The organism is Povalibacter sp., assembly GCF_036520495.1.
Taxonomy (GTDB): domain Bacteria; phylum Pseudomonadota; class Gammaproteobacteria; order Steroidobacterales; family Steroidobacteraceae; genus Steroidobacter.
Genome location: NZ_DATDJO010000017.1, coordinates 1 through 26808 on the forward strand (window position 1 = coordinate 1; position 26808 = coordinate 26808).

Annotated in this window: 23 protein-coding genes and 2 pseudogenes; 15 read left to right on the top strand and 10 right to left on the bottom strand. The window is 61.6% G+C overall.

Annotated elements, in window-relative coordinates:
- Positions 1-203: 203 nt before the first annotated feature.
- The 3 genes from VIZ63_RS05150 to VIZ63_RS25595 all read right to left on the bottom strand — a co-directional run bounded on the left by VIZ63_RS05150 (position 204) and on the right by VIZ63_RS25595 (position 2798).
- Positions 204-1052, bottom strand: a complete 849-nt coding sequence (locus tag VIZ63_RS05150) for an SDR family oxidoreductase (RefSeq protein WP_331608455.1) — start codon at positions 1050-1052, stop codon at positions 204-206.
- 295 nt (positions 1053-1347) lie between these two features.
- Complete coding sequence (locus VIZ63_RS05155; RefSeq protein ID WP_331608456.1) at positions 1348-2169, bottom strand: DUF932 domain-containing protein; 822 nt, start codon at positions 2167-2169, stop codon at positions 1348-1350.
- Between the two features lie 320 nt (positions 2170-2489).
- Complete coding sequence (locus tag VIZ63_RS25595) at positions 2490-2798, bottom strand: hypothetical protein (protein ID WP_331608457.1); 309 nt, start codon at positions 2796-2798, stop codon at positions 2490-2492.
- Positions 2799-2851: 53 nt separating this feature from the next.
- Here VIZ63_RS25595 and VIZ63_RS05165 point away from each other — a divergent pair, with 53 nt between their 5' ends.
- Positions 2852-4135, top strand: a complete 1284-nt coding sequence (locus tag VIZ63_RS05165; protein WP_331608458.1) for a HipA domain-containing protein — start codon at positions 2852-2854, stop codon at positions 4133-4135.
- A gap of 448 nt (positions 4136-4583) precedes the next feature.
- Here VIZ63_RS05165 and radC read toward each other — a convergent pair.
- Positions 4584-5006 (bottom strand): annotated as a pseudogene (gene radC / locus VIZ63_RS05170) (RadC family protein); the annotation flags it as partial.
- A gap of 876 nt (positions 5007-5882) precedes the next feature.
- Here radC and VIZ63_RS05175 point away from each other — a divergent pair.
- Positions 5883-6665: pseudogene (locus tag VIZ63_RS05175) on the top strand (reverse transcriptase N-terminal domain-containing protein); the annotation flags it as partial.
- 755 nt (positions 6666-7420) lie between these two features.
- Here the strand turns inward: VIZ63_RS05175 and VIZ63_RS05180 are convergent.
- The 4 genes from VIZ63_RS05180 to VIZ63_RS05195 form a co-directional block, all read right to left on the bottom strand.
- A complete protein-coding gene (locus VIZ63_RS05180; RefSeq protein WP_331608461.1) occupies positions 7421-8218 on the bottom strand; it encodes an alpha/beta hydrolase in 798 nt (265 codons plus the stop codon).
- A 53-nt stretch (positions 8219-8271) separates the two neighbouring features.
- Entirely contained in the window at positions 8272-8940 is a 669-nt protein-coding gene (locus VIZ63_RS05185) for an isochorismatase family protein (RefSeq protein WP_331608462.1), read from the bottom strand.
- A gap of 116 nt (positions 8941-9056) precedes the next feature.
- Positions 9057-10757, bottom strand: coding sequence for a GAF domain-containing sensor histidine kinase (locus tag VIZ63_RS05190; RefSeq protein WP_331608463.1), 1701 nt, complete (start codon positions 10755-10757; stop codon positions 9057-9059).
- Complete coding sequence (locus VIZ63_RS05195; RefSeq protein ID WP_331608464.1) at positions 10757-11443, bottom strand: response regulator transcription factor; 687 nt, start codon at positions 11441-11443, stop codon at positions 10757-10759. Before VIZ63_RS05195 ends, VIZ63_RS05190 begins: the two co-directional genes overlap by 1 nt.
- 325 nt (positions 11444-11768) lie before the next feature.
- Between VIZ63_RS05195 and VIZ63_RS05200 the strand changes: the two genes are divergently transcribed.
- Positions 11769-11906, top strand: coding sequence for a hypothetical protein (locus tag VIZ63_RS05200; protein ID WP_331608465.1), 138 nt, complete (start codon positions 11769-11771; stop codon positions 11904-11906).
- Positions 11907-11932: 26 nt separating this feature from the next.
- Here VIZ63_RS05200 and VIZ63_RS05205 read toward each other — a convergent pair whose 3' ends face one another.
- The gene (locus VIZ63_RS05205; protein WP_331608466.1) at positions 11933-12577 is read right to left on the bottom strand and encodes a hydrolase; all 645 of its coding nucleotides are present in this window, start codon (positions 12575-12577) and stop codon (positions 11933-11935) included.
- Positions 12578-12601: 24 nt separating this feature from the next.
- Positions 12602-13033, bottom strand: coding sequence for an AraC family transcriptional regulator (locus tag VIZ63_RS05210; RefSeq protein ID WP_331608467.1), 432 nt, complete (start codon positions 13031-13033; stop codon positions 12602-12604).
- A 256-nt stretch (positions 13034-13289) separates the two neighbouring features.
- Between VIZ63_RS05210 and VIZ63_RS05215 the strand changes: the two genes are divergently transcribed.
- From VIZ63_RS05215 to VIZ63_RS05270, 12 genes are all read left to right on the top strand, one after another.
- A complete protein-coding gene (locus VIZ63_RS05215; RefSeq protein WP_331608468.1) occupies positions 13290-13946 on the top strand; it encodes a hydrolase in 657 nt (218 codons plus the stop codon).
- Positions 13947-14031: 85 nt separating this feature from the next.
- A complete protein-coding gene (locus VIZ63_RS05220) occupies positions 14032-14316 on the top strand; it encodes a XapX domain-containing protein (protein ID WP_331608469.1) in 285 nt (94 codons plus the stop codon).
- 110 nt (positions 14317-14426) lie between these two features.
- Positions 14427-16241, top strand: coding sequence for an amidohydrolase (locus tag VIZ63_RS05225; RefSeq protein ID WP_331608470.1), 1815 nt, complete (start codon positions 14427-14429; stop codon positions 16239-16241).
- Positions 16242-16266: 25 nt separating this feature from the next.
- Positions 16267-17886, top strand: a complete 1620-nt coding sequence (locus tag VIZ63_RS05230; RefSeq protein WP_331608471.1) for an MFS transporter — start codon at positions 16267-16269, stop codon at positions 17884-17886.
- Between the two features lie 350 nt (positions 17887-18236).
- The gene (locus VIZ63_RS05235; RefSeq protein WP_331608472.1) at positions 18237-19700 is read left to right on the top strand and encodes an alginate export family protein; all 1464 of its coding nucleotides are present in this window, start codon (positions 18237-18239) and stop codon (positions 19698-19700) included.
- A 513-nt stretch (positions 19701-20213) separates the two neighbouring features.
- Positions 20214-20936 (top strand): UdgX family uracil-DNA binding protein, encoded by a 723-nt coding sequence (locus VIZ63_RS05240; RefSeq protein ID WP_331608473.1) that lies wholly within the window; start codon positions 20214-20216, stop codon positions 20934-20936.
- A gap of 10 nt (positions 20937-20946) precedes the next feature.
- Positions 20947-21915, top strand: a complete 969-nt coding sequence (locus tag VIZ63_RS05245) for a DUF72 domain-containing protein (RefSeq protein ID WP_331608474.1) — start codon at positions 20947-20949, stop codon at positions 21913-21915.
- Positions 21916-22024: 109 nt separating this feature from the next.
- Complete coding sequence (locus tag VIZ63_RS05250) at positions 22025-22282, top strand: hypothetical protein (protein WP_331608475.1); 258 nt, start codon at positions 22025-22027, stop codon at positions 22280-22282.
- 185 nt (positions 22283-22467) lie between these two features.
- Positions 22468-22728, top strand: coding sequence for a hypothetical protein (locus VIZ63_RS05255; protein ID WP_331608476.1), 261 nt, complete (start codon positions 22468-22470; stop codon positions 22726-22728).
- 9 nt (positions 22729-22737) lie between these two features.
- A complete protein-coding gene (gene imuA, locus VIZ63_RS05260) occupies positions 22738-23373 on the top strand; it encodes a translesion DNA synthesis-associated protein ImuA (protein WP_331608477.1) in 636 nt (211 codons plus the stop codon).
- Positions 23370-24974 carry a DNA polymerase Y family protein gene (locus VIZ63_RS05265; RefSeq protein WP_331608478.1) on the top strand — a complete coding sequence of 535 codons (1605 nt, stop codon included), beginning with the start codon at positions 23370-23372 and terminating at the stop codon, positions 24972-24974. Before imuA ends, VIZ63_RS05265 begins: the two co-directional genes overlap by 4 nt.
- 15 nt (positions 24975-24989) lie before the next feature.
- Positions 24990-26808, top strand: a 1819-nt coding sequence (locus VIZ63_RS05270) for a PHP domain-containing protein (RefSeq protein ID WP_331608479.1), incomplete at its 3' end; no start/stop codon positions are given.

Sequence of the window (26808 nt, forward strand, 5' to 3'; positions counted from 1 at the left end):
CGCGAGTTCGAAGACAGTCTTGGCGAGATCAACTGCAATCGTGACGATAGACATGGGGGTCTCCCCTTTCGGTGGACGATGAGAGCTACACACGTCGACGAGCATGCTCGTCGACAGCCTCACAGGAAACCCATCTCATCGATCCGCTCCAATTCACACCGAAACTCAGCCAGGCCGTGTCGAGCGCCTCTCACCCGAGAACATCATCGAACTGAATCGACACGAGGCTGCCCCTGTGCTTCGATAGACAAGTCGTTCCATTTCTCCCAGGTCTCGATGCGTCGCGCGTACTCGGCGCGCGTCACCGGCAAGCCCGAGGGCCCAAGGAACAGGCGCAGCGGCGGCTCTGGCGCATCGACGATTTTCAGAATGACCGAACCCGTGGCAGCTGGATCGCCGGGTGCTGCCCAACTTGCGGAACGAACAGCTGCCATTGCCGCGCGTGCGCCGTCGTACGCCGGCATCTGCGTAGCGCGAGCTGCCGACGGTCCACCCCAGTCGGTCGAAAAGCCGCCCGGCTCGATGAGCGTCACCTTGATGCCGAAGCCCGCCACTTCCTGCGCGAGCGACTGACTGAACCCTTCAAGGCCCCACTTCGAGGCGTGATACAACCCTATCGTGGGAAACGCATTGACACCGCCGACCGATGAGACCTGCAGGATGTGGCCGGAGCGCTGTGCGCGCAGGATCGGCAACGCGGCCTGAGTCACCCACAACGCACCGAACAGGTTCGTCTCGATCTGTGCGCGCGCCTCTGCCTCGCTGACTTCCTCGATGGTGCCGAACAACCCATACCCCGCATTGTTGACGACCACATCCAGACGTCCGAAACGCTCGTGTACCTGTGCGATCACCTGGTCGACCTCGGCTTTGCGGGTGACATCCAGGCTGAACGCCGCGACCTGATCTGCGTAGCGCTCGACTAGCGGCGCAAGCGTCGACACGTCGCGCGCCGTCGCGGCAACCCGATCTCCACGCGCGAGCGCGGCTTCTGCCCAGACACGCCCGAAACCCTTGGACGTTCCTGTGATGAACCAGACTTTGCTTGCCATGATCGTTCCGTGGTTTTGCCTCACTGCACTTTCGGACCCGGATGCAACGCCGGCGTTACAGAGCGCACCATCTGCGTTACATCGGTAACCGACTCGTCCCGCATAGAGGCGCTAACAGCCGATGTGCAGGACGTGTAGGTCCTTCAGCGCCGCAAGCACGTACCTACATACTCAGTTGTTGCCTGCCTTGCGCAGGCATGCCGAGCGCGCTCGATCCGAAGTATCTGCGTCCCCATCGGCCAGCAAAAAAACTGAAGGAGAGCGCGCAACGCACTCTCCTCCAGATACCGCCAGCTCAAGCCACCATCGACACGGCCGCATCCCACAGTCCCGAGTTGAGCCGCACATCCTCCTTGATCGATTGAATCGGCCGCGTGCGCACCAACCGCCCCGATGGCGAGCGTCGGCTCAGGCCGCCCCGCAGCATGTTTTCCTGCAGCCGGTTGAATGTGTGCCATAGGTCCGCACCCGTATCCTGCGGCCGACGCGGCAGCAACAGTGCCGATGCAGGAACACCCACGTCCCAACCCTCGCCGAATCGCAACGCCACCGCGCGCTGCGCCAGGGCCAGTTGTTCGCGCTCCTCGAGCTGTCGCTGACGCATGCGCTCAACCACCGCACCCAGCGCATCGAATCGTGACGAGAGCTGAATCGCACCTGCAATCGCCTCATCCACAACGTCCTTGCGGTGCGCAACGCGAATCGCCGGAAACATCTCCGTTGATACGATGAGGCCATTGGTGCACACGAACCGAAAGAGCCCGACACGCAGCTGATATGCACTGCTGCCATCATGGCTGTTCAGGAACAGGACCTCCGGTACCGTTCCATCGATCTCCACCGTCTCAACGCGACGGCGCAGGCGAATCAGATGACGCCCATGCACGCCATTGCCTGCGCGTGAACGCGCCTGACGCGCATCCACTGCAACGAACCCTGCCTGCATCAATCCCGACAACACTCGCTCGGTCTGGATGAAGGTGTACCGTCCGCTCATCCGTGCATGGGGCGATGCAGCGAACACGGCCGGCGCGCGCTCACGCACATCCTCCATCGACAGCGCACGGGTGAACGCATTGGCGCCAACCGGAAAAACCATCGCAGCTGCGGTATTCATGGCGAAGCCCTCGATCTGATGTGGGCGGGATTGCCCGAGATCTCTGCCTCACACCGCAGCGCAGCTGTCAGGGATCGAACACCGCCGCAGGCGGCGAGTGCGTCCTCGCACTCGTCCTTGACAGCGAGAACGGTGTGATAGCGTGACAAGACCCAGGCAGTCCCGCCCTCTTCTCTGGCGTCCGGGGTCGGCTGTCTCGGCCAAACGACGGCCCACCATCGGCCGCAGCGGAATACCGCTGCCGACCGAAACTAGCCGCTCGGCTATTTTATGCGAGGCTCGGCGGTCGAATAGACAGAAAATAGCCGATCGGCTATTTTTTATTGATATCCTGTCATGGTCCAGGTAAAAATAGCCGGTCGGCTATTTTCTGGAGAGATGCCATGCCCGGGCGAAGCGTATTCGTTGGCGACGCAAAGCAGATCGGTGCCTTGGTGCGGGCCGTACGCAAGGCTGACGGCCTTCGCCAGGACGAAGTAGGCCGCTTTTCGCACAGCTTTATCGGCGACCTTGAGGACGGCAAACCGACGGTCCAACTCGGCAAGGTGCTTGAAGTATTGCGTGAGCTCGGCGTGAAGCTCCGGTTGGAGTTGCCCTCGGGATTGGATACGACCGTGCTCGATCGACATCTGCGAGAGTCATCGCTGACCTCCGACGCCACACCTGACACCCATTCACAGCGATGAGCGCGGCGACACGTGAGTTGGTGGCGACAATCAACGGACGGTCCGTCGGACGCCTGCGAGAGCAAAACAACCTGTGGGTCTTCGAATACGACCCTGCATGGATCGCCACGGGCTTCGATCTCTCCCCTCATCTGCTGCGCACGACAGGCACCATCACCGACGGTGCGACCTCACGTCCCGTGCAGTGGTTCTTCGACAACCTGTTACCCGAGGAGCAGGCACGCGATCTGTTGGCTGCTGATGCCAAGATTCCAGCGGCGGATGCATTCGGCCTGCTCGCCTACTACGGCCGCGAGTCTGCCGGTGCGATCACGTTGCGCGCACCTGGAGAAGCGGCGGGACGCTCCGGGTACGTTGCGCTCACCGACGCCGAATTGAGCGCCCGGATCAAGAAGCTTCCGCAACAAGGTCTCGCAGCCGGTGCCCCGAAGCGGATGAGTCTCGCTGGCGCCCAGCACAAGATGGCCGTCAGCATGGTGAAGGGCGCGCTCTTCTTCCCGGAAGGGGAAACGCCGTCGACGCACTTGCTCAAACCCGATCACGTGGATCGGGAAAATTGGCCGAACTCGGTCGCGAACAAATTCTTCACCATGCGCCTCGCGGACCATATGGGCCTGCGCGTGCCGACCGTGCAGATACGCTATGTGCCGCAACCGGTGTACCTGATCGAGCGATTCGATCGGCAACAGGTTGGGGAGGAAACCCGGCGACTGCACATCATCGACGCGTGTCAGCTGTTGGGGCTCGATCGCACGTTCAAGTATCAGCAGGCAACGGCGCAAACTTTCGCCAGCATCATCGAGAAATGCACAAATCGTGCTCGCGCACGCCAGGGCATTGCTGCTTGGGTGCTCTTCAATCTGCTCACGGGCAATGCGGATGCCCACCTGAAGAATCTGTCGTTTCACGTAGATGCCGAGGGCATTCAGCTCGCACCCTTCTACGATCTCGTGTCGACCGAGGCATACCACACCGCACCCGGTAGCACCCCTCAGTGGCCGCATACACCGCTGAGCACCAAGATCGGCGATGCGGCGACGTTCGCACAAGTCGACGCGGAGAAGTACACGGATTTTGCAGAAGCACTTGGGCTGACGCGCACTGCCACCAACCGTTTGATCGCTGATTACACCGGACGAATCGAGGCAGCCGCGGACGACCTCATCAAGGAGCTCGAGGGAATGAAGGTCGCGCCCGCCACGCGAGCCGGTCAGCTCAGAGTCATTCGCACCGTTCGGATGATCGTGATTCGAGAGATGGTGGCCAGGCTCACACCCTGAATCTACGGGACGATGGGCGTCTGTGACGCGACGCCTTCGGCTGGCGGAGTCCCGTGCGATGGACACCGCCAGCCATGAGGTCGCTACAGCAAGCCTCGTTCGGCAAAAAATGTTGAGCTCTCCATTTTTTGCCGAACGTGGACTTCTCTAATATGTGGAGCTGGATGACCGGCGTGGCCGTATGCGCCGATTTTCCGGCCCGCGTGCTCCACATAGAAGTCAGCCGTCCGAGTAGCGACGATGCGCTATGCCGCGCCCACCTGGACCTCCAACGCCAGGCACGCGCGCACGTCTTTCCGCTGCACTTGGCCACCCACGAGGCGGAAGGGCTTCTCCTCTCTATTGATCAGACGTCATCGGATGGCTTCCCACCCGGAAGAAATAAATGTGAAGTTCTCCCGCACAACTGCACGGGAGAACCCAGCGCCAAGCGGCGCAACTCCACATTTCAGAGAAGCCCACGTTCGGCCATCGATTCGGCGACCGCGCCACCAATCACGAAGTGATCCAGCACGCGGATGTCCACCAGCGCCAGCGCCTGCTTCAGACGCCGCGTGATGAGCTCATCCGCCTGGCTCGGCTCCGCAACGCCGCTCGGATGGTTGTGCGCCAGGATGACAGCCGCCGCGTTGTAGCGAAGTGCCCGCTTCACCACTTCGCGCGGATGCACGCTTGAGCCATCGATCGTGCCGCGGAACAGCTCCTCGCACTCGATGACACGGATGCGATTGTCGAGATACAGGCACGCGAACACCTCGTACTCGAGTTGCGCGAATCGCATCGTCAGGTACTCGCGGGTCGCACCCGGCCCCAGTAGCGGTGCCGACTGGATCATCTTCTCGGCCGCAATCCGCAGACCTGCCGCCAGCACCTGCGCGTCATTAACCCGCTCGAAAACGCCATCGACGTCGACCAGAAATCCGGTACTGAATCGCGGCGCCTGCGGCTCGACTGCACCGAGGTCCGAACGCTGGTTCAGCTGTTTGATCAAGGCACGCTTGCTGGTCATGGGACTCTCCTTGTCCAGGCGGAATTGCCTGGCGAAGTCCCCACTCACATCGCAGCGCAGCTGTCAGGGCCGCGCAGCGCGCGCTTGCGAGCACGGGCTTTGCCGCGCGCAGGCCTTGACAGCGAGAACGTGCGACCTGAAGTCGCATGAGTTTTTGTTTTACGGAGGTAGAGATGCCTTAGATAAAACCGGCTGTTCCATCAGCCGTCCCTACCCGGGCATGCGGAGCTGGCAACGGCTCGGTGTGGAGCCCCGGGAACAACGTAACCGCCGGATATCCGGTACGCGGAGCCGTGAGGCAAAGCGGAATCTGCCAGCACGAAGGCGGAGAGGAACAAGGGATGGGTGGGTACGACCAACACATGTGAACGTCCTTAGGCGTCGTAACGTCAGACATGCCAAACGTGCTGATAGGCATGAACCAAAAGGTAGGCGGCAGAGCATGGTCATCGGTTCTCTGGACCATCATGGATACGAATGCCGCCGGCGCACAGGACGGGTCCGCCCCGCTCGAAGATTCATGCGGAACAGGGTAAGCCCATCACGCTGCCGGCGACGGCATGCGAACCGTGAGGAACGCAGTTGGCGTAGTGGGTAGAGGAACGCGGAGAAAGCGAATGCTTGGCTGTAATGGTCGAGATACGGGCTGAAACATCGCTCGACGCGAAAGCGGGCAGACTTCCGTGAGGTCAATCATGGCGAGAGAATCTTGACCAACCGTTGCACGAGGAAATGCAGATGACGGCGACCGACGCGAAAGCATCGGCTGCCGGTGCGTCCTCGCCCGCTGCACAGATGTGGGAACAGACCAACTGGACTCCCATCGAGGCAGAGGTGAAGCGGCTTCAGATGCGTATCGCCAAATCGGTTCGGGAAGGACGATGGGGCAAGGCGAAAGCTTTGCAACGTCTACTGACCCGCTCGCACAGCGGCAAGATGCTTGCCGTGAAGCGAGTGACGGAAAACAGCGGCAAGAAAACGCCGGGCGTGGACGGAAGGACCTGGCTCACACCGGCGGCCAGATGGAAGGGAATGCTGTCGTTGCAGCATCGGGGCTATCGCTCGATGCCACTGCGGCGGGTCTACATCCCAAAGAGCAATGGGAAGCGGCGTCCGTTAGGGATCCCATGCATGCGGTGCAGAGCGATGCAGGCTTTGTGGAAGCTCGCGCTGGAACCGATCGCGGAAACTCTAGCTGATCCGAACTCCTACGGCTTTCGGCCCGAACGCTCGACCGCCGACGCCATTGGGCAATGCTTCACAGCACTGGCACTGCGCAACTCTGCGCAGTGGCTTCTCGAGGGTGACATCCGAGGTTGCTTCGACAACTTCAGTCACTCCTGGTTCTTGAAGCACATACCGATGGACAAAGCGATCTTGCGCCAATGGCTGCAAGCCGGCTACATCGATGAGGGACACTTGTTCGCGACGCGCGCGGGCACACCCCAAGGAGGAGTGATCTCGCCTGTGATCGCGAACATGGCGTTGGATGGGTTGGAGGCGGCGGTCCATGCCTCGATACCCCAGGAGATCATCTGCGATGCCCGACCTTATTCTAATGTCCGCTTCTTGCCCCGTAGGACGACAAGAGTGGCGATCGCGGCAACCATGTTTTCGCTCTGCGATCCCATGCCCGCTCCTGCAAAGGCGATGGGAAGGGTCCCGGCAACCGCAAGGACTTTCCCGAAATCCTGTACAAGTACGATCTGGCTTTAGATTGCGCGGCCGCCGTGAATGGCGCACCAGTCGTTCGGCCATTGATAGACGACGCCATCTTGCTCATCGAAACGCGAAACGCGCTGACCCATGCAAGGGAAAAATTCCAGCAAGCGGCACCGCAAGGTCCGCCTGAACTATGGTCGGATCTGGAACAACGGCTACGTGCACGGTGGCGCCCAGCGCGCTCACACCAGTGTCCGGCATGTACCTGTGGTGCCGGGTACTTGGCGCTCCGCTCGCTCCAAAAAAAATGTTGTTACGAAGGAAGCATGCTGCCGAAGCGAAACGCCGATTCATGCACGAGCGGGACGCTCGTTGAATAATCCGGACGCGGTCGGGCGGCTCTCCGGCAACGAGTTGTGAAACCCTGCGAACACTTCGACGGGTACGCATGCGGGACGGTCCGAGGACGTAGTCGCCGCGCCACTCCGATGAGTTCGCACATGAAGGCATCTCTGCATCTGCTCGTACTGGCGCTGCTCGCCGGGGCTGGTCGCTGCCGAGGGGTCTGGTCGTAGCGACCTTGAGTCGTTCCGTGAACTGCCTCCTGACACCGCTTAGCGCGTTTTGCTTGCGCCCACGTCGTTGCGAGCGGCCTCTTCGATCACATCGGCGACAGCCTTCGGTTGCGTCATGAAAAGCGCATGGCTGGCACTGACTTCAGTGATCCGCGCCCCGATTCTCCTGGCCATGCTGTGCAGCATCCCCTCGCCGAACGCGTTGTCGTTCGTCGCGATCACGGCCCAGCTTGGCTTGCTGCGCCATGCCGCGTTCCGCAACGTCGTTGCGAAAACCGACATGTTGATCGGGACCTGGGAGTCCCGCAGGAACGCGGCGTCCGCATCGCTGGTGTCGGCGGCGAAGCCGATCTTGAATTTCTCCGGATTCACGAATCCATAGCCGTCCGGATGCGTGTCGACGACGAACTGAGCGGCGGCAGGAAAGCCCTGGTACTGCTGCGCCGTGGTCTCGCCCGCGTCCGGCGCCAGCGCTGAGACATAGACCAGACTCACGACTTTGGGATGAACGCCGGCCTCCGTGATGACCGTTCCGCCCCAGGAATGACCGACGAGTACGGCGGGGCCATCCTGGCGGTCCAGTGCGCGTGTCGTTGCTGCCACATCCTCGGCCAACGAAGTCAGGGGGTTCTGCACGATGGTGACGCGATAGCCGCGACGCGTCAGTTCGTCATAGACGCCGCGCCAGCCCGAGCCATCGGCGAAGGCACCATGCACCAGCACAACATTCTTCGCGGCAGCAGAGCCGGGTACCTGTGCGCCTTGCGCGCCCGCGAAGGAGCTCGCGGCTACCCCGGCAACCGTGCCGAGAACCATTGTCTTAATGGACGTATTCATGTCCCCTTCTCCCGATTGGATTCCCAACAATGTGCTCGCGATCTCGACGAAACCTACGCGCTAGCTGAGTAGCCGTTCAGTTCTCCCAGATACCAGACAAGGATGGGTCGCAACCGCTCGGCTTGACTGGACTTCCAATCGCGAAAGAGCTCGGTGCTCAAGGCCAGCGTAGTGTTGGGAATGGCCCCTGCATTGGCGAGGCGCTGCAACGCTGTGGCGTGTGCGAGCTGCGATCGCCCGCCAACAGCATCGGCCACGTACATGACTTCGAAACCCTCTTTCAGCGCTTCGATCACCGGGAAGGCAAGGCAGATTTCGGTGTACAGCGCACACACGATGAGCCGCTTCTTCTTCGTGACGAGGATGGCTTCGTGGAATTCCGTGTCTTCCCATGCGTTCATCGAGCTGCGATCGATGACGCGCGTGTCCGGCAACTCGGCAGCAATTGAGCTGCGCGTGGGGCCGTTCACTCCCATCTCGACACCGACCGTCGACAAGATGACGGGAATGTCGAGGGCGTTTGCCACCCTGATCAGGAATCGGATGTTGAGATCGATCCGTTGCGGTCCCGTTTCAGAATGGATCTGGTCGAACATTTCTTTCTGATAATCGATGAGGAGCAACGCGACTTCATCGTGATTCCAGACCGCGTCTTGCGCAGAGGCGGACTGAGAGACGCCTCCAGGGGATTTCTTGAACGACGGCATCGGTGTGATCTCCATGTCGGCGCAGCTTCGCCAGTGAGCTCATGATTACGCCGGAGCTCTCCGAATACGTCCCTCGATCAAGGGAGTCCGCGATGCTCGAAGCAGGGAGCCAGGGCGCAGCGGCGGTAGAGTCAGGCCGAAGGCGGAATGTCGGCGATCACTCGCGTGCCGGCGCCGGGCGTCGAATCGATGAGAAGCGAGCCGCCCATGTCCTGCACCCGCGTGCACATGTTGCGGATCCCGAACCCGTCTCCGCCAACCTCGACGAATCCGACGCCGTCGTCTTCGACCTGCACGCGGATGCCTGTCGACGTTCGCGAGAGAGTGACATCTATGCGACGCGCCTGCGCATGGCGCAACGAGTTGTTCAGCGCCTCCTGCACCACGCGAAACAACTCGTGTGAGCGAGCAGGCCCGAGACTCGCATCGAAACCACAGCCCTCGGTATGGAACGCACAATCGATCCCGCGCGGCACGCTGACGCACTCGACCAGATGCGCCAACGCCGACGCCAGATCTTCGCGCGAGCTGCCTTCCGGCTGCAGAGCCATCACCGCGCGGCGGGCATCGGCGAGCCCCTGGCGCGCAAGGTCAGCCGCACGGCGCGCCCGTATCTTCACATCTGCCGGATATTCTTTGCTTTGCGCGAGCGTGCCAAGCTGCATAAGGATGCCAGTAAAGCCCTGCGCAACGCCGTCGTGAATCTCACGCGCCATGCGCGAGCGCTCGGCGAGCAGTTCCCGCTCCTGCTCGATGCGCCGCTCGACCGCGCGCTGGCGTTGAAGTGCTGCAGCGACGGCATTGGCGGCGAGCTGCAGCACTCGAAACTCGACGCCCTCCACTCCGAGGCTGGGTTCGTAGCACCATCCGAAGCACACGACTCCCGTGTAATGACCCTCTACCAATAACGGCAGCCCGCCACACACAGTGATGCCCAACGTCTGGTTTCGAATGCTGAGCGCATCCTGGCGTCCCGTGCTGTTACGCCACCAGAAAGGCGAACCCGACTCGAGTTCGGTAAGGGCCCCGGGCAGCGCCTCATCATCGAAGAGAACGCCGAAGCCAAGCTCGGACTCCGACGGCTGGCCGGGTGCCATCCATTCCTTGAACAACCGATGGCGCGGCCGCCCTTCGATGTGGTCGCGCATCAGCAGCGAGACACGCTGGCAGGCCGCCATCGAGCCGATGCGCGGCAGAACGCGCTCCAGCGCGCGATCGAGATCGCTGATTGAAAGCAGCTCTCTCACAACATCGGCCGCCGACTCGGCGGCCGCTTCGCGCACCAAATGCTGTTGCCGCATCACGCTCGAGCGCACGTCCTCCGCGTCGAAGCGCCCGAGCGCGCTGGCGATCATCACTGCGAGCGCGCGCAAGGCGCTGACTTGACGGGCGGGGAACGCAGCCTGACCCCGGCACTGGTCGATGGTCAGAATGCCACGCAGTTGCCCTTGCACGATCACCGGTACGAGCAGGTCAGCCGTGGTGCCACTTTCTTCATTGACCTGCAGATTGCGGCCGGACTTGGTCGCAAGCGTGGTGCTGTAGACCTCTTCGCGCGAGAGCGGAGTGATGACTTCAACGAAATCTTCGTCGCGATAGGGCCCGGGCTGAATAGGCTTCAAGCCCTCCCGCGCCCACGCCGAGATGCAATGAGAAACGCCGGCCGAAGGGTCGCGCACGAAATACGTCATCCGGTCTGCGTCGAGCGACTGGCCGACCCTGCGGACGATCTTGCCCATCGCATTGATCGGATTGCTTGGCCGTGCGAGCCATTCGCCGCAATCGGCCAGCAGCTCGAGCAGTTCGTCGTCACCGGGATCGGTCGCGCCCATCACAGATGGACCAGACCCCGACGCATGGCAATTGTCACGGCCTCGGTGCGACTGATGGCGTCGAGCTTTGCGAGGATCGCCTTGACGTGGCTCTTGACGCTTTCCTCGCCCAGGTTGAGGCGGCGGGCGATGTCCTTGTTGCTGCGACCTTCGACGAGCAGCGCCAATACGTCGCACTCTCGTTGGGTCAACCCGGTTTGCGCACTTCGTCGCAGCGCTTTGGCCGCGACCTGAGGCGAGGTGTATTCCCCGCCACCGCCGACGACTCGAATCGCCGTCAGGATCTCCTCGAACGGCACGTCCTTGACGATATATCCCTTAGCGCCCAGTCGCAGGCAACGGAAGATGTCTTCATCACCAACGTAGGTGGTCATGATGAGGATTTGCGCAGCGGGATCCGACGCAATGATGCGGGTGGCCGCCTCGAACCCGTCCATCCTCGGCATCTGCAAGTCCAGCACCATGACATCGGGTCGTAGTGCGGTGTAGGCCGCCACCGCGGACGCGCCGTTGGCGGCCTGACCCACCACTTCGATGTCGTCCTGCGTCTCGAGCATCGAAGCCAACCCGTCTCGCACCACCGGGTGATCGTCGACCACGACAACACGCAGCGTTGTCTTGTCCAAGCTCATCACCTCCACTTCGACGTTGGCACCGGTCTTGGGGCACCTTACCAGCTTCGTCACGCCAGCGGACGTCCCTGCGGCGCCGGAAGCACGATCAGTTTTAACTTCGATACAAACTGGAGCTGGTCCATGGTGAATACGCTACGGGAACGAGGCTCGGCGACACCTCGAAGCACCGAAGTCGGCGCTCCTCTCCAAAAGTGGTGATTGTCACGTCAGCCGCTGTGTCTGCGCATCCCTCCAATGGGTGAAGGAAATTAGCACAGTGAGCGCGGTTTCGCGCCCGTGCGACCGTGCGACGGGCGGCTCGCGAGTTCAGGAGCTAGGGAATCAACGCGCCGTCGACACTGGACTTTTTCCCGCGTCCGCGTGCTTGCCTGGCCAGATGATCGTCGTAGTCAATGGCAACGATCTCGTCGAGCAGCTGAAGGTCACCGCCGCGATGGTCGCGAACAAGCGCCGGACGAGCGGTTTATTTGCTTCGATGGTCGATGACATCAGTCCTCCACCTGCACGAACCTAACCAGCTGGCACGCTCTTTACGCCGCGCTAACGGGCGGCCGCTGTGCGCAGCAGCTGCTGCTCCCAAGCGAACGCGATGGCACTGCCGCCGGCGTGACCGGTCACAGCCTCGTTCAATCCCTCAAGCGTCTCGGTACGGGCCCAGTCGCGCTGCCATTCGCTCGCGACAGCGAGCCACGTGATCGGAACGACGCCTGCCATGACCATCCTGCGCACTGCCATTTCATGCGCTTCGAGAGATACGCCACCGGACGCATCGGTCACAGCGAAGACGTCGTATCCCTCTTCAAGCGCCTGGATCGCTGGCATCGCGAGACAGATCTCCGTCCACAACCCGGCCAGGATCAGCTGTTTACGACCGGTCTTCGCGACCTCGGCGACGACACGGCCGTCTTCCCAGGTATTTATGAAGGTGCGATCGATGGGCTTCTGCTCGGGAAAGACATCCTGGAGCGGTTTGATCAAGTAGCCGCCACGCTCTTCTACGACTGTCGTGAGAATCGTCGGGACGCGGAAGGCCTTCGCCGCCTTCGCGAGCCCCACTACGTTGTTGCTGATATTGATGGGATCGTGGCTATGCAGATTCGCGAACTGGAATGGCTGATGGTCGATCAGAACGACGACGCTGTCTTCGGGGCGCAGCAGTGCCTTGAGCCCGTTCTTGTTAAGCATGGGATCGCTCCTCGCTGAGAAAAGTCAGTTGTTGATGCACCGGCGGACGTACTCGCGCGGCGTTTGGCCGGTCATGCGCCGGAACCTTCGCGTGAAATGACTCTGATCGCAGAAGCCCAGGGCCACAGCCACTTCGCAGATGGAGACATCGCCACGCGCAAGAATGCGTTTGCCGCGCTCGATGCGTTGTCGCATCAGGTACTCCATGGGGCTGAAGCCGGTCGCTTGGCGAAACTGCCGGGCCAGGTGAAACCGGCTGACACCCGCGTGGTTCGCGAGAAGCTCGAGCGAGAAGCGCTCGCCGAGGTTCGCCTCGATGAATGCCACTGCGCGCCGCAACGTGCGCGAACCCGCATTGCTTCGTCGCGTATGCGACTTGGAGGAACCTTCGTATCCGACTCGCAAGACGGGTGGTGCGCGATGCTCCGGGTGGAACACCGGGATGGAGTCGTACATGGCGGTTCCTCACGGTGATGTCGGCCGTCATGATTGGCGATCTGCATTTGGCGCGATTCCCTCAAAGGAGTGGACGACCACTGCCAATTCGAGCGATGCGTGAGTCGCGTTGATAACTGAATGCGCGCAGAACGCGGCCTGAGGGGACTCGACCTCGGTGCAAGCGCAATCTCCTTTCAACAACCGCACGCTCGTTCAATCCTCGAGACGGCGGACGCGGCAGCATCGCAGCCCTGACCCCACACAGGAGTTTCCGATGACGATTAAAGCGACCCCCACTGCCGGCGCACGGCTGCTGACACCGAACAATCACACGCTGGTCCTCATTGATCATCAATCGCAGATGGCGTTTGCCGCACACTCGCTAGGCGCGATCGAATTGCGCAACAACTCAGGGCTCGTCGCGCAGACCGCCGCGGCGTTCAAAGTAGCAAGCATCGTGACGTCAGTGGCCGAGAAGAGTTTCTCGGGTCCTGTGTTCGAAGAGGTGACGAGCGCGTTCCGCGATCAAGAAATCATCGATCGCACGACGATGAACTGCTGGGAAGACGAGCGCATCACCGCGCAAGTCAATCGTTTCGGTAAGCGCAAGATCGTGTTCGCCGGCTTGTGGACGAGCGTGTGCATCTCTGACCCGGCGCTATCAGCGCTCGAGCAAGGATTCGATGTCTACGTGATCACCGATGCATGCGGCGATACATCGGTCGAGGCACACGAACGCGCCATGCAGCGGATGATTCAGGCAGGCGCTCAACCGCTCACATCGCTGACTTACTTGCTCGAGCTTCAGCGCGATTGGGCGCGAGCAGCGACTTACGACCTCACGACGGGTATCGCCCGCACTCATGGAGGCGCCTACGGCCTCGGCATCACCTACGCGAAGAAGATGTTCGGCGGATCGGAAGGTCACTAATCGAGATGGGTCGCCGATCGACATCGGTCGCGACCGGCTGAACAGCGCGTATCCGCGATCGACATCGCACGAACAGGAGCGACAGATGAAGATCTATCTCGTTTCACTCGCCGCCGGTCTTCTCGTAGGCGTCATTTACGGGGTGCTCAACGTGCGCTCACCCGCGCCGCCGGTCGTCGCATTGATCGGCCTGCTCGGGATTCTGTTGGGCGAGCAGATCGTGCCGCTCGCGAAACGCATACTCTCGAGCGAGCCCGTCTCCGCCGCGTGGGCTCGAAAGCAATGCGCAGAGCACGTGTTCGGTGAGTTGCCGGGCGCGGCAAACTCGCGGGCAACCACAACGGCCCGCGGCATCAAGCAGTCGGCTTGAGTTCCATGGATTTCACACGACGCCAGTTCAGCGCAGCCGGCGCGGCGCTGCTCATGTCGAGTTTGACCCGCCGCGCCGGCGCACAACGAGCAACTACCGGAGAGACCTCTATGACGGCCGATGTGATCCTCGTCAATGGTCGCATCTCAACGCTCGATCGCATCCGACCAAGCGCGGAGGCCGTCGCTATCGCACAGGGGAAGTTCATCGCGGTGGGCGCCGAGGACGAGATTCGCCGCCATGCGAACGCGAGCACTCGAGTCATCGACCTGAGACGGCGGCGCGTCATTCCCGGTCTGATCGACAGCCACACGCACGTTATCCGCGGCGGGCTCAACTACAACATGGAGTTGCGATGGGATGGCGTGCCCTCCCTTGCCATTGCCATGCGCATGCTGCGCGAGCAGGTCGCGCGCACGCCAGCGCCACAATGGGTGCGCGTCGTCGGCGGGTTTACCGAGCATCAGTTTGCGGAGAAACGTCTGCCGACGCTCGATGAATTGAATGCCGTTGCACCCGACACGCCCGTCTTCATCTTACATCTCTACGATCGAGCGCTGCTGAACGCAGCCGCGTTGCGAGCCGTCGGCTACTCGAAGAACACGCCCGATCCTCCGGGCGGAATGGCTCAGCGAGATCGTGCAGGAAATCCGACGGGTTTATTGCTCGCACAACCGAACGCTGCGATCTTGTACTCGACGCTAGCGAAAGGTCCCAGGCTGGCGCCTGAGCATCAAAAGAACTCCACGCGACACTTCATGCGCGAGGTCAATCGCCTCGGCGTCACGGGCGTCATCGATGCCGGCGGTGGGTTCCAGAACTATCCCGAGGACTATCAGATCATCGAGGAGCTCCACGCAGCCGGTGAGCTCACCGTGCGTATCGCGTACAACCTTTTCACACAGCGACCGAACGAAGAGCTTGCCGATTTCGGGTCGTGGGGCGGCAAGGTCAAACCTGGCCAAGGTGACGATCTCTATCGACACAACGGCGCGGGCGAGATGCTCGTCTACAGCGCGGCCGACTTCGAAGACTTTCGCGTGGACCGTCCCGAGCTGCCTGCGAGTACGGAAGCGAGCCTCACACCCGTCGTTCGCCTCCTCGCCGAGAATCGATGGCCATGGCGTCTGCATGCGACGTACGACGAATCGATCAGTCGCGCGCTCGATGTAATGGAGCGAGTGAACAGGGAGATTCCATTCGCTGGCCTGCATTGGCTCTTCGATCATTGCGAGACGATCTCCGATCGCAATATCGATCGCATCGCTGCGCTGGGCGGAGGCATCGCGATTCAACATCGCATGGCATTTCAAGGCGAGTACTTCGTCGAACGTTACGGCACGAAAGCAGCCGCACGCACGCCACCGATTCGCCGCATGCTCGAATCAGGCGCCCACGTCGGCGCCGGAACGGATGCGACGCGCGTCGCCTCGTACAACCCGTGGGTATGCCTGTCTTGGCTCGTGACCGGAAAAACGATCGGCGGTCACACGTTGTACCCCGTAGAGAATCGTCTCACTCGCGAAGAGGCACTGCGGCTGTGGACGCAGGCGAACACGTGGTTCTCCTCGGAGGTCGGCAAGAAAGGCGAGATCAAGGTTGGACAGCTGGCGGATCTTGCGGTGCTCTCAGACGACTACTTCGCGGTGCTGGACGATCAGATCTCGTCGATCACGTCGGAGCTCACGTTGTTAGGCGGCAAGCCCGTTCATGCATCTGGCGATTTCAGTAAACACGCTCCGCCACTTCCTGCGCCGTTGCCGGAGTGGTCGCCGGTCAAGTACTACGGCGGCTACCAGCATTCGTCCGCGACTCGCACATCCGCTTCGTCTCTGATCGCTGCGCGTTCCGCTGCACATACCTGCACTGCGCACGGCCTCGCAGCGGAATGGCCCGCACTCGGCTGCGCGTGTTGGGCGTTCTGACGGGGTCTTCGATAGACATGTCGCGATGAACGTCGAAGCAAGCTCACGAACCGCCGCGCTGCCTGCAAGTAGTATGGCGCCGCTGCGCCATAAAACGTTTGCCGTGCTATGGCTCGCGACCGTGCTCGGCAACACCGGTACATTCATACGCGATGTCGCGAGCGGTTGGTTGATGACGGATCTCTCCGCATCACCCGCTGCAATCGCGATGATCCAAGTCGCGGGCACATTGCCCATCTTCCTGTTCGCCATTCCTGCGGGAGTGCTTGCGGACATTCTGGATCGAAGAAAGTACCTGATCTTGATCCAACTCCTGTTGGGATGCGTGAGCGGCACGTTGATGATGTTGTCGCTCACGGGTCTGCTCACGGTGAGCACACTCATTGCGCTTACGTTCGTCGGCGGGATCGGCGCCGCGCTGATGTCGCCGACATGGCAATCGATCGTCCCTGATCTCGTGCCTCGCGGCGAGCTGCGCAGTGCGGTCGCACTGAACTCGCTCGGTGTGAACATCTCGCGTTCGATCGGCCCTGCCACGGGCGGGCTCGTTCTCGCGACGTTCGGTGCCGCTGCGACGTACTGCTTGGATGTGCTGAGCTACGTGGTCGTCATCGCCGTGCTCGTGTGGTGGCGAGCACCGGCCCGCAAGGTGACCGAGCTATCGGAAACGTTCGTCGGCGGTTTCCGAGCGGGAATCCGCTACGCACGGGCGAATCGCGAGCTGCATCGCATGATGTTTCGCGCACTCATGTATTTCGGATTCGCGAGCTGCGTGTGGGCGCTGCTGCCGCTGATTACAAGAGAGCTGCTGAACGGTTCAGCCGGCTTTTATGGAGTGCTGCTCGGCGCCGTCGGTCTCGGTGCGATCCTCGGTGCATTTGTGTTGCCGCGACTGCGCTCGCGGTTCGACAACGACAAGATCTTGTTGCTTGCCGCGCTCCTGACCGCCGCGATGATGGCGGGCATCGCATTAGCGCCGCCTCGGGTGCTCTCGTTCATGTGCTTGGTGTTGCTGGGCGCGGCGTGGATCGCCGCGCTCACGACGCTCAACGCTACGACTCAGTCCATTCTCCCGAACTGGGTTCGGGGTCGCGGACTCGCGGTCTACTTGACGGTGTTCAATGGCGCCTTGGCTGCCGGAAGCCTCGTTTGGGGTCTCGTCGCACAACAACTCGGCCTGACGCTCACGCTCTTGCTCAGCGCGGGTGGACTGACGATTACCGCCTTGTGGGTACTGCGCTATCGGCTCCCGTCGATGGATTCCGATCTTCTGCCCTCGAACCACTGGCCCGAGCCGCTCGTGAGCTCGTCGAGCGCACATGAACGAGGCTCTGTCATGGTGCTCGTGCACTACCGAATCCGTACCGAGGATCGCTCTGCGTTTCTGGATCTGCTCGGGCGCTTGTCCGCAGAGCGACGTCGCGATGGCGCACATGCCTGGGGAGTGACGGAGGATGCCGCCGATCCTGCGCACATCGTCGAGTGGTTCCTGATTGCATCCTGGACAGAACACTTGCGTCAGCATGCGCGCGTGACTCGAGCGGACGCTGATCTGCAAGAACAGCTTCGGGCCTACCACACGTTGAGCGACCCACCCGTCGTCGAGCATCTACTCGGATTGACCGTGGGATCTCAGCCGCACTGACGCCTCTGTCCCGCGATGTTCCCTCGATCATGCAACTCGCCCGGCGTACGTTGAAGCGGGATGAAACGCTCCAGGTCGATGCCTTCGTGGTTCACCCGGTTCGGCCGGAGCTCGGGACACTCAACGACCGAAGCTCGTCGGGCCATACCTTCTCTGGGTACACGCCACGCTTGCCCTCAACGCCCCGCCCGGCGAGCCTGAGGCGTATCGGCCACACGTTCGGTATTGATCTCTCGTGCGCTTTTTATGGATCGTTGATTCGACGGGAGCCACGCCCAGGAACAAAGCACGAGCATTCAATACGCGACCAGCGCTTCACATCTACGCTCTTCGAAAAACGCGGGGCACCTATGAGTATCGGCGTGATCGGTACAGCAGGAATTGGGAGCGGATATGCGGTGCGCGCCGCGGCGGGCGGTTACGCGGTCTCGTTTCGCGCGATCATCAGCTGCATTCCGCTTTTCCTCGCAGCGCACATTCTGCTTGCCTGTTTCGATGCGAGCGCAGCAGAACAGGAGCGACCGGCATTCAGGATGTTCCGATGGGAAGAAGACTATCGCTCACTTGAGCGGCATGCGCGCGCCGGTCTCGACACTATCAAGTACGTCCCGTTGAGTTCGTCTATGTGGTTAAGCCTCGGTGGTGAGGCGAGAGTTCGCATTGAGCACGCCTCCAGACCGGCGCTCGGCGTGCTTGGTTCAGGCGACGATACCTACACACTTCAACGCGCGCTTGTTCACGGCGATCTGCATCTCGGCGATCGGTTTCGGCTGTTTGTCGAGTTGGGGGCGTTCGACGCGACGAACAAACAAATCGATGCACCACCTTCTGTGGATCAGCTGGACGTCCAGCAGGCGTTCGTTGATCTGAGAATTCGCGAAAGACGTGACAACACTGTCGTTCGACTTGGCCGACAGGAGATGGCCTTCGGATCGCAGCGGCTCATTGGAATTCGCGATGGCCCGAACGTCCGTCGAAACTATGACGGTCTTCGAATCACGCGAACCTCCGGATTGCGCCAGCTGGATCTGATCGCTGTGAGACCGGTTGAACTCGAGAGCGGCGTTTTCGATAACAAGACAAGCAATCGAGAAGTTCTCGTAGGTGTCTACGCAACGGACCGGACGAGTACCGATAGACGGCTCATCGACATCTACGCGCTGGGGTATGAGCGCGAGGAGGCGGTGTTCGCCAATGCGAGCGGCCGTGAAAAACGAGTCTCTTTGGGCTCGCGCTTCTTCGGCAGCGAAAGCGTGTGGGATTGGGATATCGAGGCGACTGTGCAAACCGGAACGATTGCTCGCTCGACAATCTTCGCATGGGGGCTCGCGTCAAACGTGGGTTATCGGCGTTCGATCGGTGATGTGTCGGTTAGAGCAGGCGTGAAAGTGGACTATGCAAGCGGAGACGATAAACCAGATGACCAGCGCTTGGGCACGGCAAACGCGATGTTCCCCCGCCTGCCGTATCTTGGCAGTGCGGGCGCCTTTGCACCGTCCAATCTCATTGACGTCCATCCGCACGTCGAGCTCGCGTTCCCTCAAGCGTTCAGTGTCACATTCGGCTATCAGCTACTTTGGCGAGCGAGCACAAGTGATGCTGTCTACGTCGCTCCCCTCATCGCGTTTCCGGCGAGTTCCAAGCCATCGGGTCGTCGCACCGCACAGCAAGTTTCCGTCGATCTAAGCTGGCGCGCGAATCGTCACTTTGCAGTGGACGCATCTTTGGCTCATGTGCAGGTGACAAAGACATGGCGCGAACGCGGCGCTGGTGACGTCTCTTTCGCGTTCGTAGCGGGAACGTATCGGTTCTAGCGCCGGGAGTTCATCGGCGACTTTCACGAGTGAGGATTGCGCTTCAATGGGAAGAGGTTCTTCAGGATCGCGGCGGCCATATGGTTCACGCACACCTGCGTGAGTTTGACGGTTGTACGCTGTCGGTCCGCAAACCGCCGTTACTGCTACGGGACGATCGATGTCCCATCAATCTAACCCGACCCCCTCCACGACAGGCCACACGACGACACTCACTTCGTCGATCAGACCCGGAACGTTTTTGCGATCGGTAACGTACCGAAAAACTTGCGGCCGGCGCGGAAGTTGCCAGCAAGAAAGACGTGGTGACTGACGAATGGTGACTGCCGAGAGCCGGAGAACACGAATCCGCGAGCGTCGGCGGTGCCATTGGCAGCGGCCGGCGGGCGGCAACCGAAGTATTGCGCGCGGAAATTCATGATTGCTGACGCCCAGAACCGCTGATGCGCGCGGAACCCCGCACGGACTCGTCCATTGCGTTTGTGGCGTCATTCTCCGCGGACGAACCTGACCATGGCCAGCAGTCGACACCGGGAAAATGCCGGCACGGTGACCGCAGAACCCGCTCGTACAGGTTCCATCCGGGCCTTGCGCGAGGCTGCGCGTTCATGCCGCGATTGCCCTCTATGGAAGAACGCCACTCAGACAGTTTTTGGCGAAGGACTCCAGCGAGCCTCCGTCATGCTCGTGGGCGAGCAGCCCGGTGATCAGGAAGATCGGCAAGGCAAGCCGTTCGTCGGACCGGCAGGACGGCTGCTCGACAAGGCCCTGGCCGATGCCGGCATCGAACGTTCCTCGCTGTACGTCACCAATGCCGTCAAGCACTTCAAGTTCTTGTTGCGCGGCAAACGCCGCTTGCACAAGACACCCGCGCAACTCGAGATCAGGGCGTGTCATCAGTGGCTGGCCGGTGAGATTGCAAGCATTCATCCGCGGCTGATTGTTGCCATGGGTGCGACGGCTGCTCGCGCGGTGCTGGGGAAGGTCACGGCAATCGAGCCAAATCGCGGACGGGTCATCCGACCTCATGACGATCCGACTGTCGGCATCGGCGCGCACATCCTCGTCACCGTGCATCCGTCCTACCTGCTGCGGCTGCGGACGCAGGATCGGAAACTTGCGTATCGGCGTTTCGTTGCCGACTTGCACCGGATTCTTCCCTACGTATCCCGTGCGACCGACGCTGCACGCGTGCGCAAGGCGCCATCCGCATTCATCGAACGACGCGTTCCTTGAGCAAGGCACGATGGCGAAGATTCGCATTGGCATTTCTGGTTGGCGTTACGCACCCTGGCGCGGTGTCTTCTACCCGCCGGACCTGCCACAGCGGCAGGAACTGTGGTTCGTGTCCCAGCGATTCAATACGGTGGAGATCAACGGCTCGTTCTACTCGCTGCAACGGCCGGAATACTTCGCCGACTGGTACGCCCAGACGCCCGCGGATTTCGTATTCGCGGTCAAAGGGCCGCGTTTCATCACCCACATGAAGCGCCTGCGCAGCATTGCCACGCCGCTGGCAAATTTCTTTGCCTCCGGCGTCTTCAACCTGCGCGAAAAGCTCGGCCCCATTCTGTGGCAATTACCGCCGAATCTCGCCTATGACGGCGAGCTTATCGCGCAGTTTTTCGAATTGTTGCCACCCGATACGCCTGCGGCGTTGCAACTGGCACGGCGACGAGACTTCCGATTGAAAGGTCGCGCGCGCCTCGCCATCGATGCCTCGCGACCGCTGCGGCACGCTATCGAGGTTCGTCATGAAAGCTTTCGTTGTGCGGGGTTTATCGCGCAGTTGCGCGAGTACGGTATCGCGCTGGTGGTAGCGGAAACGGCCGGGAAGTGGCCGATGCTTGAAGACGTCACGGCTGACTTCATGTATCTGCGCTTGCATGGCGACAAGAAGCTGTACGCCAGCGGATACGGTGACCGCGCACTCGAGAGGTGGGCCCAACGCATCAGGCATTGGCATCGAGGAACCGAACCGCCGGATGCCAGAAAAGTGACCGAATCCACTCACATCACCACGAATCGCGACGTCTTCTGTTACTTCGACAATACCGACGTGAAGCTGCGGGCGCCGGTCGATGCACAGGCGCTCGCTGTGAAACTAGCTCAAGGCAAAAAGGGGCCGCAAAGCAAAACAGTTACTCGTTCACGCCGCCCCCGATCGGGCAAGGTAAACCGGGTAGCGCCGCCCTCATCATCGCGCTCGGTATGACCAGGACGTTGCAACTTCATGCGTGACCGCATCGTGTCGCATTACACGATCTGCTTCGCCGCGCCGCGCCGTAATGGCAATGTACTGCGTTGCGAGTAAGGTTCCGTATGTGAGCCACAAAATCCATGACGCTATGCCCGAATCCACCAACAACACCTCCTACGCTCTGAGTCCTCAACAACAAGTGGTATTGAGTTTCATCGAAGCGTTTATTCGCCAGCACGGCTGGCCACCCACTCGTGGCGAAATCGCAGCCGGCTTGGGACTCAAGAATCGACAGGGGATCGATCAGCATCTGCGAGCGCTCGAGGCCAAGCAGGCGATCAAACTCACGCCGAAGATTTCCCGCGGCATTCGTGTCTGCTGAAGCCCCGTACCCGGCCCCGTCTCCTACCGAACCCAAAATTGGTCTGCGCCTGACTCGGCTGAGCCCGTCGATTTTTCAATAACTTAGGCTTTACGCCCCTCCGCTTCATCCAACAGCAGGGAACTGCTGCTTTCCCCCGAGGATTGCTGGGGCTAGGATACCTGTATAAACGTACAGCTACCCCTATGCCCGACCGTCCCGACTACTTCCGCTGCCCGAACTGCAAGAGCGTCTCGTTCCAGCAGGTGCGCGTGCCCCGGCCGAATGGGACGACGTATCTCACCATGTTCTTCAGCTGCACTGTCTGCACGACCATGTTTCTGGACCCCATCGCTTACACACGAGGTTATGAGGATCGACCGCATTCCCCCGAGCGCAAGCCAGTCAAGGCGAGCCCGTATCAGTCATGGGCTCAGATCAATCAACGTCGACGCCAGCGCGAGTAGCGTCATCGCATGGCCATTGATCTTCACCAACTGCCCAATGTGTGGCATGCCGAATCGCTGTCTCGCGCGAAGAACAGCGTCGTGGCCTCCGGCTATGCGCCGCTCGATACCGCACTCGGCGGCGGCTGGGCCACGCCGTGCCTTATGGAGCTGCTGATCGACCACTACGGCATCGGTGAACTCACCTTGCTGCTGCCGCTACTCGACGCCTTGGCGGCTTCAAGACCGAGCACAACGGCGCTGTGGATCAACCCACCCTACGCACCGCATGCGCTGGCATTGCAGCAGCACGGCCTGGATCCGACGCGACATTGGATGGCGAACGATTTATCGCAGCGCGACGCCGCGTGGGCCTTCGAACTGAGTCTGCGCTCCGGCGCCTGCCATGCCGTACTCGGCTGGTTGCAACAGCCATCGACCGCGATACTGCGACGATTGAAGCTTGCCACCAGCACGGGCCAGACGACTGGCATTCTGTTTCGTCCGCAACGCGCCAGCGACGCACCCTCGCCCAGCTCTGTGCGTCTGGCACTCGCGTCCACCACGAACGGGCTTGAGGTGCATCTGCTCAAGATCCAGGGACGACGCCAGTCGACCTTCGTTTTGGATCTGCACTCGCGCACCGAGCACGTGAGGTCGCCATGAAAGCCGTACCCACGTCGCTGCCGCTGCCTCACATCGACCTGCCGCAGGCGACGCGCCCACCGTTGCGACCCGTGGTCGTTACGCAACCGCCGCCGCCAGCATCTCACCCGGAAGCGCGTAAGCGTCACGCCTGGCTTGCGATTCATTTGACCGAGTTGCCCCTCGCCGCGGCGTTGCAGGTGATGAAGCCTGAGGATCGAACCAGTCTTCTCGCGCAGCCGCTCGTACTGGTCGATGAGGATCGTTTCCGCAGCGTGCTGTGCTGCAATGATCTCGCCTATGCTTACGGCGTGCGGCCCGGCCACCGCCTGAACGCTGCCATCTCCTTGTGCGCACAAGTGCAGTGCCTGCCGCGTGCCGTCGCGATGGAAGCGCAGGTACTTGAGGCAGTCGCGCACCACTGCCAGCGCTTCACGCCGACCGTCGTGATCGAGCCGCCCAATGAACTCGTGCTCGAAGTGCGCAGCAGCCTGAAGCTCTTCGGTGGCGTACAAGCACTCATCCGGGCGATTGAATCCGACCTTCAACAACAGCAGCTGGCCGCGACCATCGCCATCAGCCGCACCTTGCGAAGCGCGCAATGGTTCGCACGCTGCGCACGCACGCCGCGCATCGTCGCCCCGAACCACCAGGCGAAGGCGCTCGCCGAGTTGCCGCTCGCCGTACTCTTGTGGCCCGAAGACGTTCGTCAGCGCCTGCGTCGCTTCGGCGTCACCACCGTCGGTGAGTTGTTGCGCCTGCCGCGCGGCGGCCTGTCCCGTCGCATCGGTCATCGGTGGTTGCGTGAACTCGATCAGGCGCAAGGCCGTGATCATGATGTCCGGCACACGTACACCGCCCCAGAAAATTATCGCGATCGGATCCTGCTCGATTTCGAGATCGAGACCCTGACGCTGGCTGAGTCCGTCCTGAGTCATCGCCTGCAGCGCCTTGAACGGTTCCTGCGCCGACGCAATGCCACGATCAGTGAACTTACGATCACCCTGTACCACCGTGACCTGCCGCCGACACCGGTTCGGTTGGGTCTGGCGGTGCCGTCCGCCGATACCCAGCACCTCGCAAAGCTCCTGCATGACACCTTGCACGGGCTGACCTTGCCCGCACCGATCCGAGAAATAGTGATCGAGGTGCCGCGCTGGTTTGGCGCGACCACCAGAACACAGGCACTCGCCTTCACGCCCAACGCACCGCGCGAAACCGGCGAGGTGTGTGCCGCACAGGCGCGGCTGCTCGAACAACTGCAGGCACGCCTGGGCACCGATCGCATCCGTACTCTGGGCACGAGCGCCGATAGACGTCCCGAGCACACCCAACGACACCTTCCCGTGCGACTCGACATCACGACACCGCCGGCACCGCTGGCGCCGCTGGCGCCCCGACCTTTGTGGCTGCTTCAGGAACCAAAACGACTGCCCTGCGCCCGGGGCCGTCCGTCCGGCCTGTTTCTGGAAGGTATCGAGCGGATTCAAAATGGCTGGTGGGACAGCCTGCGTACCGACCGCGATTATCGGCGACTGCGCTCCGCCTCTGGCGCCATGGGCTGGGTGTATCTGGATCACGTCCAACAGGAGCAATGGTTCCTGCATGGACTGTTCGGCTGATGCGTGGGGGCCGCCATGTACGCCGAACTGCACGCACTCTCCAATTTCTCCTTTCTGACCGGTGCCTCGCACCCGCAGGAACTGGTCATGCGCGCGGCGGAACTCGGCTACCGCGCGCTGGCCATTACCGATGAATGCTCGGTGGCGGGCGTCGTGCGTGCGCACGACGAAGCCAAGAAGCACGGACTGCATCTGGTCATCGGCAGCACACTGCGCTGCACTTCGGGCCTCACGCTGATTGCGCTCGCTCGCACGCGCGCCGGCTACGGCGCGCTGTCGGTCCTCATTACCAAAGCGCGTCGCGCCGCGGAGAAAGGCAGCTATCGTCTGGATGAGTCGATGCTGATCGGCGCGCTCACCGATTGCCATCTGATCTGGCTGCCACCGGCCGATCCCGATCGCGCCCTGCACCAGGGTCAGTGGCTATGCACGAACCTCGACCAGTCCTTATGGATAGGGGTCGAACTTCACCGCACGGGACAGGATCCGGCACGTCTGCGTGCCCTCGAACGTCTCGCAGCAAGTCTCGACCTTCCCTGTGTCGCCTGCGGCGGCGTACTCATGCACGTGCCAGAGCGCAAGGCCTTGCTCGATACCGTGACCGCCATTCGCCTCATCACGCCGGTGCAGGAATGCGGCTACGCGCTCGATGCGAATGCCGAACGGCACCTGCGTCCCTTGAACGAGCTTGCGCGCCTCTACCCACCGACCATGCTGGCCGAGAGCCTCAGGATTGCGGACGAGTGCACCTTCTGCCTCGATGAGCTGCGCTACGACTACCCGCGCGAGATCGTCCCCGAGGGGTACACGCCCGCCTCCTGGCTGCGGGAACTCACCGAGCGTGGCCTGCGCGAGCGCTGGCCGGAAGAAATTCCGGAAAAAGTCCGGATGCTGGTCGAGCATGAGCTCGCGCTCATTGCGGAGCTGCGCTACGAGCCGTTCTTTCTCACCGTCTATGACCTCGTACGCGAAGCGCGCGAGCGCAACATTCTCTGTCAGGGCCGCGGCTCGGCAGCGAACTCTGCCGTGTGTTTCTGCATCGGCATCACCGCCGTCGATCCGTCGCGCCAAGAAGTCCTGTTCGAGCGCTTCATCTCCAAAGAGCGTCACGAACCACCCGACATCGACGTCGACTTCGAGCACGAGCGCCGCGAGGAGATCATTCAATACATCTATCAGAAATACGGTCGTCACCGCGCGGGGCTGGCCGCCACTGTCATCACCTATCGCCGCAAGAGCGCATTGCGCGATGTCGGCAAGGCTCTCGGCTTCGACACGCTGCAGATCGAGCGGTTGATCCTGGCGCTCTCACGCCGTAGCGGCGAAGACGACAACACCGCCGAGTGGCTGCGCGAGGCGGGCTTCGATCCTGCCAGTCGTCCGGTGCAGCTGCTACTGATTCAAGTGCGCGAACTCATCGGCTTTCCGCGGCATCTGTCCCAGCATGTTGGCGGCTTCGTCATCGCCGCCGATCTTCTGGAATCACTGGTCCCCATCGAGAACGCCAGCATGCAGGACCGCACGGTCATTCAATGGGACAAGGACGATCTGGAATCCTTAGGACTATTGAAGGTGGATGTGCTCGCGCTGGGTATCCTGACCGCGACTCGCCGGACCCTCGATTTCTACAACGCACGTCGCGGCACGACGCTTACGTTCGCGACCATCCCGGCCGAAGATCCCGCCACGTACCAGATGATCCAGCAGGCAGACACGATCGGTGTCTTCCAGATCGAGTCACGCGCACAGATGAGCATGCTGCCGCGCCTGAAACCCGCGCGCTTCTACGACCTCGTCGTCGAAGTCGCCATCGTGCGCCCGGGTCCAATCCAGG